Raw genomic sequence first — 15,818 nt, forward strand, 5'->3', positions numbered from 1 at the left:
ACAAAACCCCCAAGCCAGGGGTAAACAGCTTGGGGGTTTGTACCGCAGGACCGGCGGATAAGCCGGGCCGTGGTGTGCAACAAGTATCCCTCACGGGCCGCCGAAGAATTTGCCTGATTTGCTGCTGTATTTTGAAAATACGGATAAATATGCCGTTGATCCTGAAATTTCAGATGGATTGTCCTGCATGGGTGCTTTGGACCGAAAAACTGAAAGCAGGCCAGGGAGAAAAGCCGACAAGCTTCCGAGTGGCTGGCTGATAGCTGCCGGCGCAGGCCGGGAACACAGTAGCCGCAAGGGTTTTGCTGTCGAATACAGCCCCTGCAGCCAGCTTTTCAGGAGTGACTCATGCATTCAAGCGTTTTTCATCCCCGCCGGTGGCGTGCTGCCTTGTACCTTGCGATGCTGGGGGGCCTGGCAGCCTGCGGCGACACCGCAAAACTGCCGCCCACGGCCGGCATGGGCGCCACCCCGACCCTGCCGCCGCCCAGGAGCAGCCTGATCCCCACGGTCAAGATCGCACCGGCCACGGGCTGGCCCGAAGGATTGGCGCCCACGGCCATGGCGGGGCTGAACGTCAGCGCCCTGGCCACCGGGCTGGAGCATCCGCGCTGGCTTTACGTGCTGCCCAACGGCGACGTGCTGGTGGCCGAAACCAATGCGCCGCCCAAGCCCGAAGGCGGCAAGGGCATCAGGGGCTGGATCATGAAAAAAGCGATGGCCCAGGCCGGCGCCGGCGTGCCGTCGGCCAACCGCATCACGCTGCTGCGCGACCTGGACGGCGACGGCAAGGCAGAAACCCGCACGGTGTTTCTGCAGAACCTCAATTCGCCCTTTGGCATGGCGCTGGTGGGCGGCGATTTGTACATTGCCAATGCCGATGCCCTGGTCCGCGTCCCTTATCAGCCCGGGCAGACCCGCATCAGCGACGTGCCGGTCAAGGTGGTCGATCTGCCGGGCGGCCCGATCAACCACCACTGGACAAAAAACGTCATCGCCAGCCCGGACGGCAGCAAGCTGTATGTCAGCGTCGGCTCGAACAGCAACGTGGCGGAAAACGGCATCGAGGCCGAAACCGGACGCGCCGCGATCTGGGAAGTGGATGTGAAAAGCGGAAGCCACCGGGTGTTTGCCACCGGCCTGCGCAACCCCAACGGCATGGGCTGGGCGCCCGAAACCGGCGCGCTCTGGACGGTGGTGAACGAGCGCGATGAAATCGGCAGCGACCTGGTGCCCGACTACCTCACGTCGGTGAAGGACGGCGGCTTCTACGGCTGGCCCTGGAGCTACTACGGCCAGCACGTCGATGTGCGCGTCAAGCCGCAAAAGCCCGAGATGGTCGCCAGGGCGATTGCGCCCGATTACGCGCTGGGCTCGCATGTCGCGCCGCTGGGCATGGCTTTTTCCGAAGGCAATGCCTTGCCGGCGTCCCTGGCCAGCGGGGTGTTTGTCGGCGAGCATGGCTCGTGGAACCGCAAGCCGCGCAGTGGCTACAAGGTCGTGTTCGTGCCTTTCGCCAAGGGCCGGCCGGCGGGCCTGCCGATTGATGTGCTCACGGGTTTTGTGAATGCCGAAGGCAAGGCCCATGGCCGCCCGGTCGGCGTGGCGATGGACAAGCGCGGCGCGCTGCTGGTGGCTGACGATGTCGGCAACGTGGTCTGGCGCGTGGCCGGCACGGCGACCCGCTAGGCAGGGTTAAAAAGGCCGTTTGCGCAATGTGCTCATGCGCAGTAAGCTATCAATTGCATAGCGTTATGCAAGGCCGGCTCAGGCGAAAGTCACCCAGCTGGCGTGTTCGGGCGCGTCCAGGTGCGGCAGCGTGTTGAAGGTTACCAGCCGGTGGCGTTGGGGCGTGAAGGCAAATTCGGTGACCGAGCAGTTGCGGATGCCCAGGTTCAGCTCGATGGTCGCCTCAAGGCTGGCGCCCAGCACCTGGCCGACGGCCGTCGCAATCGGCCCGCCGCTGGAAACCAGCAGCACATGGCCGCCGTAGTGGCTGCGGATGTGGTCCAGCGCGCTGGTCACTCCGGCAACAAACCCGTTGTAGCTCGGCATGCCCCGGGGGCTGGCCACGCCGGCCATCCATTGCGCCAGGCCGTCTTTCAGCAGGCGAAAGTGGTGTTTGTACAACTCGGGCGTGTCGGGTCTGACCAGCGGCTGCGGATGGATGGCGCCAATCACGGCGGCGCTGTCGTATTCATTCAGACCGGGCCAGGGCATTGCCTGCAGCTCCACGCCCAGGCCTTCGCAAATGCCGGCGAAGGTCTGGTGCTGGCGCTTCAGCGTGCCGGTCAGCGCGGCCTCGAACGTCACCCCCTTGCCCTTGAAGTATTCGCCCAGGCGCAGGCTTTGCCGCTGTCCGAGCGGGCTCAGCACGTCATAGTCATCGGAGCCAAACGAAGCCTGGCCGTGGCGTACCAGATAAAGTGTTCCCATGGAAAGAATTTAGACCCAATGACCGGCGTCCCCCTGTCACCCGTGGGACGCGCCCTCGATGGGGGCGGTGCCGGTCCCCGGCTTGCGCAGCAGGGCCGCCTGGCCGCACTGGTCAATCACCTTCAGCAGGTGGTCGATGTCAACGGACTTGACCAGGTGAACGTCAAACCCGGCCGCCAGGGCATGCTTGCGGTCTTCCTGCTGGCCGTAGCCGGTCATGGCGATCAGGCCCATGCTTCGGGTTTCGGCGTCGCCGCGCAGGTGCTCGGCCACCTCGTAGCCCGTCATTTCCGGCAGGCCGATATCGACGATGGCCAGGTCGGGCTTTTGCTGGCTGGCCAGCCGCAGGCCTGCCGTGCCGGTGGCCGCCTCCAAAACTTCATGGCCTTCCATGTCCAGCAGGCGGCGCATCATGTGGCGCGCATCGTCGTTGTCCTCGATCAGCAGTATTCGCCAGCGCTGGTGCGGGCTGCTTGCCGGCAACGCTGCGGCAGGCAGCGCAACGGGCGCGGCAATGCGCGGCAGGCGAACCACGAAGGTGCTGCCCTGGCCGGGTCCGGCGCTGTCGGCCGAAACCGTTCCGCCATGCAGGCTGGCCAGTTGGCGCACCAGCGCCAGCCCGATGCCCAGGCCGCCTTGGGCGCGGTCCAGGCTGGCGCTTCCCTGCACAAACATCTCAAAGACATGCGGCAGGAGTTCGGGCGAAATTCCCATGCCCGAGTCCTTGACGCTCAGCACGGCCTCTTGCGCGCAAGCGCTGACCGTCACCTCCACCAGGCCGCCCGGCGGCGTGAACTTGAAGGCGTTGACCAGCAGGTTGTTGAGCATCTGTTCGAGCCGCGTCGGGTCGGCGTTGACCCACACCGGCTCGGTCGTGACCTTCAGTTCATAGCCGGTCATGTGCCGGGTTGCGCGCAGTGACTCCAGGCACGAACGGGCCTTTTTCCCCAGATCAACCGGCTGCGGTTTCAGGGTGATTTTTCCGCCCACCATCCGGCTCACGTCCAGCAGGTCGTCGATCAGGTGAGCCAGATGTCCGCTTTGCCGCTGAATGATCGCGCGCGCCTCGGCTGCGGTAGCGCTCCCGTGGCCGTGCCGCTCGCTCAAGGCGATGGCCCCGCCAATCGCGGCCAGCGGGTTGCGCAGCTCGTGCCCCAGCATGGCCAGGAACTGGTCCTTGGCGGTGCTTTCGGCTTCGGCGCGCAGGCGTGCCTTGTAGGCATCTTGCAGCAGGCATTCACGCTCTTCTTCAGCCTGCGCGCTTGACGCTTGGGCGAGTTCAAGAATGACGCCGGCCTGCATCAGGGCGGTATGCAACTGGTCAAGCTCCAGTACATTGGAGCGCGTCAATTCGGGCTTGGTGCCGTGGCCCATGGCGGCTGCGGCATCGGTTGCGGCAGCAATGGAGTGCACCAGTCGCCGCCCCAAAAAAGCCGCCATCATCATGGCGCAGGTGATGGCTATCAATAAACCGAGCGTGGCAATCGCCACGGCGCGGCCCGCCGTGGCTTCAATGTTGTTGACCGGAGCGGCCACCCCAATCGTCCAGCCGGAAATGGCCGAATGCGTGAAGGCGTTGTAGGCGTCGGTGCCATCCAGCGTATCGTGGCGAATCAGGCCATGGTCCTGGGCGCCTGCGGCTTTCATCAGATCGGCGCTGGCGGGCTTGCCCACCCGTTCCTGAGCATTGAGGTTGCGTGCAATGAATCGGCCATCGCGGCCGATGATCGCGATGACCCAGTTGATCGGCGTGTTGGGCTGGAAAACCGTGTTGTTGAAGAATTCAATCGCGAAGACCTGGGCCAGCACATAGCGTGTACCGCCATGCGCCGGCACGGGCACATACATCACGGTCACCCGCTTTTGCGTGACCTGGCCCACTGTAAGGTCAGACGCCAGTGAGTTCTGCGTCTCCATGACCTCCTGCACCCTGCCGGGGTCTCGGGGGAGTGGCAGCGCTTCGCCGAATGGACGCGCCGTGTTGACGAGTTGCTGGGCGTTTTTGTCCAGCAACACGGTCCAGGATGTCGGGCGCTTGTTCAGCAGCGCGGCCTGTTTGTAAAACGCTTGCAGGTCGCCGCTTTCAAGGTGGGGCGAGCGCGCCAGCAGTTCCAGCGCCGTGACGGAACTGGCCAGTTCCCGGTCAACGGTCAGCGCGGTTGCCCGGGCAGTTTCCTGCAGGCCACGCAAGGCGGCTTCGCGCTCGCCGTCGCGCAGCATCTGCAGCGCGACGGTCGAAAAAACCACCACCGGCAGCAAGATGGCGACTGCCATCAGAACAAGATAGGTGCGAATCTTTAACAACAAGGCTCCTGGGCGATGGTGCGGTGGGACCGGGCGATATGGAAACCGCGCAGAGCGCCGCGCCTGGCCGTTCACCGGCCTGTTCAGGCAGCCCGCAGAGGGTACCGATTTTTGGCTGATTACCCAGTTTTCAGCATGGCGGCTGGCAATTGATTCAACCGGCTAAATACGCTGAATGTTAATAAATGTAACCAAAAACCCAAATCATCCCCACCGTCAAGAAGCAGATTTTACTGGGCAACGCATCGGCTGTTTGAGTGAGCACTTTCCTGCAATAAAGCCAGCAGGTTCTCCAGTTCTGTCGCCTTGTGATACACCGCATCGGCACCCAGCAGCTTGCAGTGATGCAGCAAGGCCTCGTTTTGGGAATGGTTGGTCATGACAAAAACGCTCTGGTCGGGACGGCGATCATGGCAGTGCTGGATCACGCCGGCGCCCGAGCCTTCTCCCAAGAAAAGATCGACCAGGGCGATGTCCCACTGGTCGGCGTTGTTGTCAAGCCAGTGAATTGCCTGGTGTTCTGTTTCCGCAATACCCACAATCTCCACCTTGGCTTCGGCCCTCAAGGCCTGCGCCAAGTAAGCACGCTGGGCCGCGCTGTCTTCAACCAGAAAAACTTTTAAAGCCATAGATGTTCCTCGAAGCGGGACTCAAAACATGCCTTGGGTGGGAGCGTTCATTTCATCAATCAACGCTTTGGAAAAATTCACGCGGTTGCAAACGCATCTGCTTGAATTTGAAATTACGAAGCATCGGCCTTCGTATCTTCACTTTACTTAAATTTTTTCAGATTGCCTCAGTTTAGTACTATCAGTTACTAATTCGCAATTTGGCTTTCAGTTGGCAAATCTGTTTTTAACGAACAAATCAGATTCCGGTGCCGACGAAAAGATCCCCTGGCAAGTCCGCATTTGCGGCCGGGAGGGCAAAGGTCAGTTGCGCACCCGTGTCGCTACGCTCAAGCTGGACAGATTCCGCGAGCGCAAGAATCTCGACATCGCGCCATTTCAGGGCGCGGCTGTCGGTGACATAGGCCCTTTTTGTATCCCGTTCGGTGGGGCGCAGGTCAATCGTCAGCTCGACGCGGTCCGGCATGGCTTGCGCCCGGATCACCAGCGTGGCGGAAACCTTTGACAAATCGCTCAGTGCAATCAGCGCGGCACTCAGGACGCTGCGAAGCGCGCGGCTGGAAAGTTTGACATCGATTTCCCGCGCCTCGTTGACGATCACAAAACCCTTGAAGCGGAATTCCGTTGCCAGCAAGCCCAGGCATTCCACGACTCCGGCGTCAAATTTCACGGTGGATGCTGTTTTGGGTTCGATCCAGGTCATGAGATCCATGATGGATTTCACGGCGATGCGCGAAACGCTGCTGAGCGAGGCGCAGTCCTCGCGGATGCTGGCCAGATCGGGATCGGCGGACTTGAGGCGCCTCTCCATCATGGCGGCAATCATGTCCATCGACTGGAACTTGCCCATCATGTGGTGCTGCAGGGCCGGTGCCAGGCGCTGCAGCAGCGCGTATCTTGCCCCTTCTTCAAGATCTGAAAATTCAGCGCCCAGAGCGATTGCTTGCAGGGAAGGGTGTGCCGGATTTTGCAGGGTCATGTTGTGGTTTGTCCTTGTCCGTCATTGTCCGTCGTTGTCGGGGTGGCGCTGTCGCAATGACCTGCCTGCCACGCGGAGGAAAAATTGCGCATGTGCCGTAACGCCGGATTCTAGGCCCGGATGCCATGCCATTGGACAGGTCAGGCATGTAACCGGAAGGATATCGGGATGGCGTGCTGGATGCCGGCTGGCTTTAGGGCAGCAGTCCTGGAACGCATCCCCCGGTTCAATTCGATCCCAGCATGACCTGGCCGTCGATGCAGGTCACCGAATCGCCGCCGACCCAGACCTGGCCTTGCGCATCGCGCTCCAGATGCACCTGGCCGGCGCGGCCAAGGCACAGGCCTTGCGACGCCAGGTAGCGCTCGGGCATGTGGCCATCGGCCATCAGCCACTGCGCCAGGCCGGCATTGAGGCTGCCGGTGACGGGGTCTTCATAGACGGTGGTGGACGCGACAATCGCGCGCACTTCAAGGTCGGGCGCTTGCGCAAGGGTGGCCGTGGGGAGGGGCGTCTGCCCAAAGGCACGCGCTTCGCGGTTGGCGCGGGCAATCAGCGGGGCCGCTTCGGCCGCAGGGTAAACCGCTGCAACGCCGATGTGAACCTGCAGCGCCTGCAGCGCGAGGTGATTGATGTTGAGCTGCAGCACGGTATCGGGACTGTCCAGCAGCAGGCCCAGCCAGACCGGGCCGTTGTCCAGTTGCTGGACCGCCAGAATCTGGTGCGCCTTCAGGCCCAGCGCCGCGGCGACCCTGGGCAGCAGCATGGGGCTGGGGGCCGAGCGCCTGAGCGGCGGCGCGGCAAAGGCCAGGCGAGGGCCTTCACGCCGCACTTTCACCAGCCCGACCTGGCATTCCTGGACGATGAAATCCCTGGATTTTGGCTGGCCGCCCGCCTGCAGCCAGGCGTGGCAGCTGCCCAGCGTCGGGTGGCCGGCAAAAGGCAACTCGCCGCCGGGCGTGAAGATGCGCACCCGGTAGTCGGCCGACGCATCGGCCGGTGGCAGTAAAAACGTGGTTTCCGACAGGTTGGTCCAGCGCGCAAAGCGCTGCATCGCCTCGTCGTCCAGCCCGCTGCCGTCAAGCACCACCGCCAGCGGGTTGCCCAGGTAGGGCGTGGAAGTAAAAACGTCAACTTGCTTGAACAGGCGGGGCGTCATGGGCTTTCTTTCGGGTCGTCAGTGCGGTCAGGTTCGGGGTTCAGGTCTGGGGCTGCGCTTCAAGTTGCGGGGCGGCGCCTGCAACCGAAGCGCTTGATCCGGCGCGCATCTCGCGAATGGCGCCGGCCAGCGCGGCAATGCCGATGTCGATCTGCGCCACGCTGGAAGTCACGAAGGACAGGCGCAGCGTGCGCGCGTCGGGCTGGTCGGCATAAAACGCCCAGCCCGGAACAAAGGCCACATTGCGCTCGACCGCCCTGGGCAGCAGTTCAATCGCATTCATGCCCTCGGGCAGGCGCACCCACAGGAACATGCCGCCGGCCGGGGTGTTCCATTCAACGCCTTCGGGCATCTCGCGCACCATGGCGGCCAGCATGGCGTCGCGCTGGGATTTGTACAGGGCGCGGATGGTCGGCACATGGCGGTCCAGGAAGCCGTCCTTCATCACCTCGGCCACCAGCCGCTGGTTGAAGCCGGGGCTGTGCAGGTCGGCGGCCTGCTTGGCCTGCAGCAGCTTGGGGAAGATGGAGGCGGGCGCCACCATGAAGCCCAGCCGCAGTCCGGGCGCGAGCACTTTGGAAAACGATCCCAGATAGACGCAGCCCTCGGGATTGCGCGCGGTCAGCGGCAGCGGCGGCGGCGTGTCGAACCACAGGTCGCCGTAGGGGTTGTCCTCGACCAGCGGCAGGCCCAGGCGCGCGGCCTCGGCGCTGAGCGCGGCGCGGCGCTCCTCGGGCATGGTGCGGCCGGTCGGGTTCTGGAAATTGGGCAGCACGTAGAAAAAGCGTGCGCCTTCTGCCTTGGCGGCCAGATCGGCAATGTCCACGCCGCCGTCGTCGCTGGCCACGCTGACGATCTCGGGCTCCATGGGCGTGAAGGCCTGCAGCGCGCCGAGGTAAGTCGGCGTCTCGACCAGCACGCGGCTGCCCTCGTCGATCAGCACCTTGGCGATCAGGTCCAGCCCCTGCTGCGAGCCGGTGGTGATCAGGACCAATGCCGGGTCCACATTCCACGGCAGCATGCTGGCTACCATCTCGCGCAGGGGCGCATAGCCTTCGCTGGCCGCGTACTGCAGCGCCGCATGGCCGTCTTCGCGCAGCACCTTTTCGCAGGCCGCGCTGAAGGCGCTGACCGGAAAGGTCTTGGGCGAGGGCAGGCCGCCGGCAAAGCTGATGATGCCGGGCTTTTCAGTGACCTTCAGGATCTCGCGGATCACCGAGGGGTTCATTTTTTGCGCACGTCGCGCCTGGGTCCATTTCATTTCAAATCTCCTGTTGTTCACGCATTGTCAGATACATACCGGCCCGCAACCCTTCAAGGCCTTGACGGCAAGCTGGCCAAAGGAAGGGCGTTGACCGGCATTTTCTTGCCGATGAACACCACCCCAATCACGGCCAGGCCAAAGCCGGCTGTCACCGCGTCCAGCCGTTCGCCCAGCAGCGGCACGGCAAACAGCATCGACAAGAAGGGCTGCACCAGCTGCACCTGGCTGACGCGCACCGTGCCGCCCAGCGCCAGGCCGCGGTACCAGGCAAAAAATCCCAGCCACATCGAAAACACCGCCAGGTAGGCAAAGCCCCACCAGGCCGTGGCCTTGAGCGGCGTGGCCGGCCAGTTGGCCAGCGACAGCGGCAAGGTCAGCGGCAGCGCCATCACCAGCGCCCAGCAAATCACATGCTCGGCGCGCAGGTGCTGCGACAGCCGCGCACCGTAGCCATAGCCCACGGCGGCGCACAGCATGGCGGCCAGCAGCAACAGGTCGGCCAGCTGGATCGACAAGCCGCCGCCCGGTGCACCGGAACGCAACATGGTAAATGCCACCACCAGCGCACTTCCCAGTCCGGCGCACAGCCAAAAGCCGGCAGACGGCCGCTGGCGATGCAGCAGCGCGCCGACGGCTGCGGTGGCCAGCGGCAACACGCCGACGATCACGCTCGCATGCACTGCCTCGACATGGCGCATGGCGATGGACGTGAGCAGCGGAAAGCCCAGCACCACGCCGGCGGCGGTCAGCAACAGCGGCGGCACATCCTGCCGCCGGGGCCACGGCGCGCGGGTGGCGACCAAGAACACCGCCGACAGCGCGGCGGCCACCAGCGCCCGGCCCATCGCGATGAAGAGGCCTGACATCTGCGGCGCCTCGGGGGTGCCCACGGCCAGGCGCGTCATCGGCAGCGTCACCGCAAAAACCACGATGCCCAGCAGGCCCAGCCACAGGCCCCGGGTGATGTCCGCCCTGCGCTGCGTCATTTGAAAAGCCCCCGCAGCGCTGTTGACAGCGTGGTACAGGGGCCGGGCGCACAACGCATGGCCGTGGCCTGGACGAGTAAAGCGGTAAATTCTTGCCAGTTCATGGTGGATGACTTTATAGTTGATAGCAGCACACCACCAATACAGTTTTGGGTACAAATTGCCAAACTGTATTGCCGACTTTGGCAGCACACGGCGTGCTGCAGCCCGACCCCAAGGCCATGCCATGCTGATGAAGACCGCTTCCCAATCCCTGACCGAGCAGCTCTGCGCGCGCTTTGCCGACCGCATTCGCAACCGTTTGCTGGCGCCGGGCGCGCGCCTGCCCTCGGTGCGGCTGTGCGCCGAGCAGCAGGGCGTGAGCGTTTCCACGGTGGTGGCCGCTTATGACCAGCTGCAGGCGCAGGGGCTGGTGGTGGCGCATAAGAATCGCGGCTTTTTTGTCCGGGATTTGGCATCAAATATGCCTTTTGTGCACGCTGGTAAAGCGCAATTAGCTATAAAAACAATAGCAAATACACCCGTCGATGCCGCAGCACTGATTCGCGGCATGTTTCACCCGATCAGCGACAAGCCGCAACCCGGCATGGGCGTGTTTCCGGCGCAGTGGCTGGAATCGAGCTTCATGCCGGCAGCGGTGCGCAAGGCCACCGGCGCCAGCGCGCTGCGCGATCTGTCGCTCAACTATGGCGAGCCCAAGGGCGACAGCGGCCTGCGCCGCGCGCTGTCGCAAAGGCTGGGCGCGCTCAATATCCATGCCGATCCGAGCCAGATCATCACCACCGTCGGCGCCACCCACGCGCTGGACATCATCAGCCGCACGCTGCTGCGCGCGGGCGACTATGTGATGGTCGAGGAGCCCGGCTGGGCGGTGGAATTTGCCCGGCTCGATGCGCTGGGCATGCGCATTTTGCCGGTGCCGCGCCGCGCTGACGGACCCGACCTCGAGGTGATGGCGCAGTACTGCCAATTGCACAGCCCCAGGCTGTTTGTCAGCGTCAGCGTGTTCCATAACCCGACCGGCTACTGCCTGGCGCCGGGCAGCGCCCACCGGCTGCTGCAACTGGCCAGCCAGCACAATTTTCACATCGCCGAGGACGACACCTACAGCCACCTGGCGCCCGATCACGCCACGCGGCTGTGCGCGCTCGACGGCCTGCAGCGCACGATTTACGTCAGCGGTTTTTCGAAAATTCTGGCGCCCGGCTGGCGCGTGGGCTTCATGGCCGCGCCGCCGGAGTTGGTCGAGCGCTTGCTCAACACCAAGCTGCTCGCCACCCTGACGACGCCCGCGCTGCTGGAAAAAGCGCTGGCCTGGTGCATCGAGCAGGGCCAGTTGCGCCGCCATGCCGAACGCATCCGCACCCGGCTCGACCAGGCGCGCGCCCGCAGCGTCAAGCTGGCGCTGGCGCATGGCTGCACCTTCGCGGCCGAGCCGGCCGGCCTGTTCGGCTGGGTCGAGACGGGCGTGGACACCGACGCGCTGGCGCAGCGCATGCTCGACGAGGACTATTTGATTGCCCCCGGCGCGCTGTTTCATGCGGTGCGCAAGCCGAGCACCCTGATGCGCATCAACTTCGCGACCACGCAGGAGGCGGCGTTCTGGGCGGTGTTCGCACGCCTGCGGGATGGGGCGTACCGGTTGTAAGCCGGAATCGGGAATGTTCGAATTTCTGTGTGCGAGGCGCTGAGACTTTCCCGCTGCAGCGCACGGCGCTTGGTGCCAACCGGCCGACGCAGTGGGGAAACCGGTCTTCATCTTGCGCACCAGCGCTGGTGAAGCGGTCTTCGTGGTGAATGATTGACCCGTTGACCAGCCGGTCAAGTAACGCTGATGGGATGTGCGGCCGTGCCGCCGTAGCGGTCTTGGGTCATGTCATGCCTCGCACACAAAAATCCTGAGAGGCTCCCGGAATCGGCAACATCCCCCTCGGTAGCTATCTGGCAACTTCTTCAAAGTACATAAAACGTCAACATTTTCACGAAACGCCTGAACTTTTAGAGTTCTAAGTGGTTGAGGCAACCTTATTGAGTTACATTTTTTACAAATTAACCAAGTTGTCGAGTCAATAAATGTTGATTCCGTAACATTTATGCCCTTTATGAAGGCATTCGATGACGCGATAGTTTCATTTTTTGTTTATATAAACAAAATGATACAAATGTTGTGTCTTTGTGAAATGAATTTTTACTTTTGGACTACTACGGATTCCGACCTGAAAGCTTTTTATGACTTATAGCAATAGACCTTTCCCCAAGGGCTCTTCGGCCGCAGTGACGGGGTTTTTGCGGTTCGCCGTTCTATTGGGGGCGGGGTTGTTTCTGGGCGGTGGTGCGATGGCGCAACCCACGGTCGCAGCCAGCAAGGCCGCCGCTTCGGCCGCTGCGCCGGCGGTGGTTAAAGCTGTCTCGGTTGAGTTGACGCAATTCAAGGTGGTCAAGGATGCCAAGGGCGTAGAGCAATTGGTTGCTGCTCCCTCTGTGATGCCTGGTGACGTGATTGAATACAAGGTCACCTACAAAAACACCAGCACCAAGTCCGTTGGGGGCTTGGTGGCCGATCTGCCGATTCCCGAAGGCCTGGAATATCTGCCCAAGAGCGCCAAGCCGGGGGCCGCGCTGGTCAAAGCCGCAGCCAAGGACGGTGAATACGCCGCTGAGCCGCTGATGCGCAAGCTGCCTGGCAACAAGAGCGAGCCGGTGCCTTACAACGAATACCGCGCCTTGCGCTGGAGCCTGGGCGAGTTGCCTGCAGGCGGTGTTGCTGCAGTCACGGCACGCGCCAAGGTTGAAGCGGTGGTTCCCACACCACCCAAAACCGCGCCAGCTTCAGTCCCGTCTTCCGCCGTCACCGTGAAGCCTGCCAGCGCAGCCCGCTGAGCTGCAGGCTTTCCATCAGTGAGTACGCCTTTGCATGGCGTGCCCTTGCCCCACAGCCGTTTTTCCGCATCACGGAAGCACGGTTGGCAGGGGTTTTTTTGACTTCAGGTTCCCGTTTTACCCCCCCGTTAGTAACCACCTTTGACCATAGCAGGAGAATAAAAAGTGATCATTCATAAACCTACCCATCGCACCGGCGCCAAGCCGGCAGCGACATGGGCGGGTGCCGCAGCGCTGTCGTTGGGTTTCCTTTTTGGAAGTCCGGCTGCCTTCGCTGTTGCCCCACTCGCCAATACCGTCATCGGTAACCAGGCGTCCGCCTCGTACACCGACCCGAACGGAATCACCCAGCTGGCCTCATCGAATCTGGTGCAAACCACGGTCCAGCAGGTCGGCTCTTTCAACCTCGATGCACGCACTTCGAACACGACTGACGTTATCAACACCAAGACCGGTGCTGCAGGCATTACGGTTTACGCACCTCACGTGCTGACCAACACGGGCAATGGCGCTGATGGCTTCAACATCAGCATTACTTCCCCTGCCGCAGGCTTCTCAAGGGTAGAAGTGTTCGCCGACGCCAATGGCGACGGTTTGCCCGACAACACCTCGGCGCTGTGTACTGCCGTACCGGCTGCAACTTGTTCCGTGCCTACCCAGACGGTTGCTGGCAACAATGGCGTATTCCAGTTCGTGGTGGCCTACTCGATCCCCACCACCGCCACCACCGCCACCACGCCGACCACCCCGTTCAATGTTGGTACGGTCACGGCTGTCGTGGTGCCAAGCTCGCCTGTGCTTGCCAGTTACAGCAGCACCACGGCGGCTGACGTTGACAACGTCAACCTGACCACCGTGGCGGCCTTCAATGCCACCAAGGCCATCGGCTCGCCTGCCGTGGCATGGTCCGCGAACGGCGGTGTCTGGCCAGTCGCTACCAGCACGGGTCCGCGCTCGGTCACGGGCTGCGCCTTGACCAATGCAGGCGCTGCCGCCCCTGCTGCGGGTTGTGTCTATACGACCTACACCCTCAACTTGAGCAACACGGGTGGTGCCGTGGGCACGATGGCCGTTTCCGATACGCTGCCCTCCGGTTTCACCTATGTGCCCGGTTCAGCTGTCTGGAGCAACGCTCCAGGCACTGCCCTGACCGATGCTGCATTGGGTGACACTACCGGCATCGACTTCCGGGCCACGGGCAATACCGTGACGGCAGTCGTTGCGGCGCTGAACCCGAATGTGACGCAATCCGTCAGCTTTGTGGTGTTGGTCAATGAAACGGCTCTCATCGGCACGTCCACCACCACCAACACGGCGACGTACAACCCAGTCGATGCACCGGCCGCAACCTCGACCGCGCCAGGCACTCTGGGTTCAAGCACCAATCCAGCCGCTTACACCGTGACGGCAAGCTACAGCATCGTGCTGGGCGCCACGGCCTCGACCGCAGTGACTGCAAAGGACACGGTAGCCGGCACGCCTAATGGCACTACTGCCGACTTGACGATTCAGCCATCGGTTTCTCCTGGTGGCAGCGTCCTCTTCACGCAGACGGTTTACAACACGGGTAACGCCACCGACACGGTGAACGTCACGGCCCTGGCCTCGACGTTCCCGGCAGGCACCACGTTCCAGTTCTTCGACGCCGGCGGCGTGGTGGCATTGCTCGACACCACGGGTGACGGCATTGTGGATACAGGGCCAATTTCGGCAAGCGGCAGCGTGAACATCATCATCCGCGCCAATGTTCCGGCTGGCGTAACCGCTGCGGGTCCGTTTGTCGTGAATGTGCGCGGTGTTTCCGCTAACGACACGAGCAAGATCGACGCAACGCAAGACCAGGCAACTGCGCTGGTGGCTCCTTCCTCGCTGATCGATCTGACCAATACTGCCGTCGGCACTGGCATCGGTAACGTCGGTTCTGGTGACCTGGGCGCAGGTCCAAGCCCATCGCCAACGACGACGGTGAGCACACCGGCTGGTTCATCTGCACTGTTCACGCTGTTCCTCAAGAACAACGATACAACGGCCAACAGCTACAACCTGTTGGCCAGCCAGACAGCGGCTTTCCCCGGCTCCCTGCCAACAGGCTGGACCGTGAAATATGTGGCCGGCGGCGCCACCTGCTCTGCTGCCGCAGTGACTCAGCCTGTGGCTGTCGCCGTGGGTGCGCAAGTGCAGGTTGACGCCTGCGTGACGCCGCCTGTGACGCAAACGCCAGTAACCGCTCAGCCGATGTATTTCCGTGTCACCTCGACAGCTGTAGCCACCACCGGCGCCATCGTTTCCGATACGAAGCTCGATGCGGTCACCGTGACGACTGCCATGACCTTTGGCGCTACCCTGACGCCTGACAACAACGGTCAGGTCGCCGCAGGCGGCTCCGTGGTGTATGCCCACACGCTGACCAGCACCGGCGCGCAATCTTGCGGTGCCTACACATTGGCCGCTTCGCCTACCTCGGCTGACATCACCCTGGGCTGGACTACCGTCATCTATGTTGACGTCAATGGCGACGGCCAGCTTGATGCAGGTGACACGCTGTACAGCGGCAGCTCGCTGAGCCTCGCAACTGGCGCTACGCAAAAACTGCTCGTCAAGGTGTTCGCACCCGGCGGCGCAGCGGCAGGCGCAGCGGATGTGGCAACCGTGACGGCAACATTCGCGGCCAATTGCGGCGCACCTTCGGCAACCGACACCAGCACCGTCATCACGGGCCAGATCCGTCTGGTGAAGACGCAGGTGTTGAATGCGGCTGTGGCGGGTACTTGCCCGGCAGTTCCTGCAACGCCGGCTTTCAGTGCTGCGCCCATCATGGCTGCCAAGCCTGGCGACTGCATTGTTTACCGCGTGGTTGCCACCAACGAAGGTGCCGCTCCAGTGAGCAATCTGGCGATCAACGATGCCATTCCAGCCTACACCGGCCTGACGGGTGCAACGCAGCCGACTGTGCAATGCACGTCCACCGGGATCACCGCCGCGTTGACCACGGCTAACTACGCATCCACCGCTGTTGCGGTGAGTTGCGGCAGTGCCACCAACACGGTAATTCCTGGCGGCTCTGCGACGATGACCTTCTCCGTGAAGATCAATAACTAAGCATGGCTACCCTGCTCCGGCGCCTTCGGGCAAGCCGGAGCCCTGGTGCGAAACACACGCTCTTGAGCGTTTGTTTCGCGCT

At 62.8% G+C, this 15,818-nt stretch carries 12 protein-coding genes; 4 read left to right on the forward strand and 8 right to left on the reverse strand.

Annotation, left to right across the window (positions count from 1 at the left end; genetic code table 11):
• Positions 1–90 precede the first annotated feature (90 nt).
• Entirely contained in the window at positions 91–354 is a 264-nt protein-coding gene (locus tag PNAP_RS26770; protein ID WP_157040195.1) for a hypothetical protein, read from the reverse strand.
• Here PNAP_RS26770 and PNAP_RS01940 point away from each other — a divergent pair.
• Complete coding sequence (locus tag PNAP_RS01940; RefSeq protein ID WP_011799821.1) at positions 349–1,689, forward strand: PQQ-dependent sugar dehydrogenase; 1,341 nt, start codon at positions 349–351, stop codon at positions 1,687–1,689. The genes PNAP_RS26770 and PNAP_RS01940 overlap by 6 nt on opposite strands.
• 78 nt (positions 1,690–1,767) lie before the next feature.
• Here the strand turns inward: PNAP_RS01940 and PNAP_RS01945 are convergent, their stop codons facing one another.
• From PNAP_RS01945 to PNAP_RS01980, 7 genes are all read right to left on the reverse strand, one after another.
• Positions 1,768–2,436: a histidine phosphatase family protein gene (locus tag PNAP_RS01945; RefSeq protein ID WP_011799822.1), complete on the reverse strand. Its 669-nt coding sequence runs from the start codon at positions 2,434–2,436 to the stop codon at positions 1,768–1,770.
• Positions 2,437–2,472: 36 nt separating this feature from the next.
• Positions 2,473–4,710 carry a hybrid sensor histidine kinase/response regulator gene (locus PNAP_RS24845; RefSeq protein ID WP_049763624.1) on the reverse strand — a complete coding sequence of 746 codons (2,238 nt, stop codon included), beginning with the start codon at positions 4,708–4,710 and terminating at the stop codon, positions 2,473–2,475.
• 260 nt (positions 4,711–4,970) lie between these two features.
• Positions 4,971–5,369, reverse strand: coding sequence for a response regulator (locus PNAP_RS01960; protein ID WP_011799824.1), 399 nt, complete (start codon positions 5,367–5,369; stop codon positions 4,971–4,973).
• A gap of 238 nt (positions 5,370–5,607) precedes the next feature.
• Complete coding sequence (locus tag PNAP_RS01965) at positions 5,608–6,348, reverse strand: hypothetical protein (RefSeq protein ID WP_011799825.1); 741 nt, start codon at positions 6,346–6,348, stop codon at positions 5,608–5,610.
• Positions 6,349–6,574: 226 nt separating this feature from the next.
• Entirely contained in the window at positions 6,575–7,507 is a 933-nt protein-coding gene (locus PNAP_RS01970) for a PhzF family phenazine biosynthesis protein (RefSeq protein ID WP_011799826.1), read from the reverse strand.
• Positions 7,508–7,547: 40 nt separating this feature from the next.
• The gene (locus PNAP_RS01975; protein WP_011799827.1) at positions 7,548–8,768 is read right to left on the reverse strand and encodes an aminotransferase-like domain-containing protein; all 1,221 of its coding nucleotides are present in this window, start codon (positions 8,766–8,768) and stop codon (positions 7,548–7,550) included.
• A 53-nt stretch (positions 8,769–8,821) separates the two neighbouring features.
• Entirely contained in the window at positions 8,822–9,757 is a 936-nt protein-coding gene (locus PNAP_RS01980) for a DMT family transporter (RefSeq protein WP_011799828.1), read from the reverse strand.
• Between the two features lie 226 nt (positions 9,758–9,983).
• Between PNAP_RS01980 and PNAP_RS01985 the strand changes: the two genes are divergently transcribed.
• From PNAP_RS01985 to PNAP_RS01995, 3 genes are all read left to right on the forward strand, one after another.
• The gene (locus tag PNAP_RS01985) at positions 9,984–11,405 is read left to right on the forward strand and encodes an aminotransferase-like domain-containing protein (RefSeq protein ID WP_011799829.1); all 1,422 of its coding nucleotides are present in this window, start codon (positions 9,984–9,986) and stop codon (positions 11,403–11,405) included.
• 689 nt (positions 11,406–12,094) lie between these two features.
• Positions 12,095–12,637 (forward strand): DUF11 domain-containing protein, encoded by a 543-nt coding sequence (locus PNAP_RS01990; protein ID WP_011799830.1) that lies wholly within the window; start codon positions 12,095–12,097, stop codon positions 12,635–12,637.
• Positions 12,638–12,802: 165 nt separating this feature from the next.
• The gene (locus tag PNAP_RS01995; RefSeq protein WP_011799831.1) at positions 12,803–15,736 is read left to right on the forward strand and encodes a beta strand repeat-containing protein; all 2,934 of its coding nucleotides are present in this window, start codon (positions 12,803–12,805) and stop codon (positions 15,734–15,736) included.
• The last annotated feature ends 82 nt before the right edge of the window (positions 15,737–15,818 follow it).

The sequence above is a fragment of the Polaromonas naphthalenivorans CJ2 genome (genome assembly GCF_000015505.1).
Classification (GTDB): Bacteria; Pseudomonadota; Gammaproteobacteria; order Burkholderiales; family Burkholderiaceae_C; genus Polaromonas; species Polaromonas naphthalenivorans.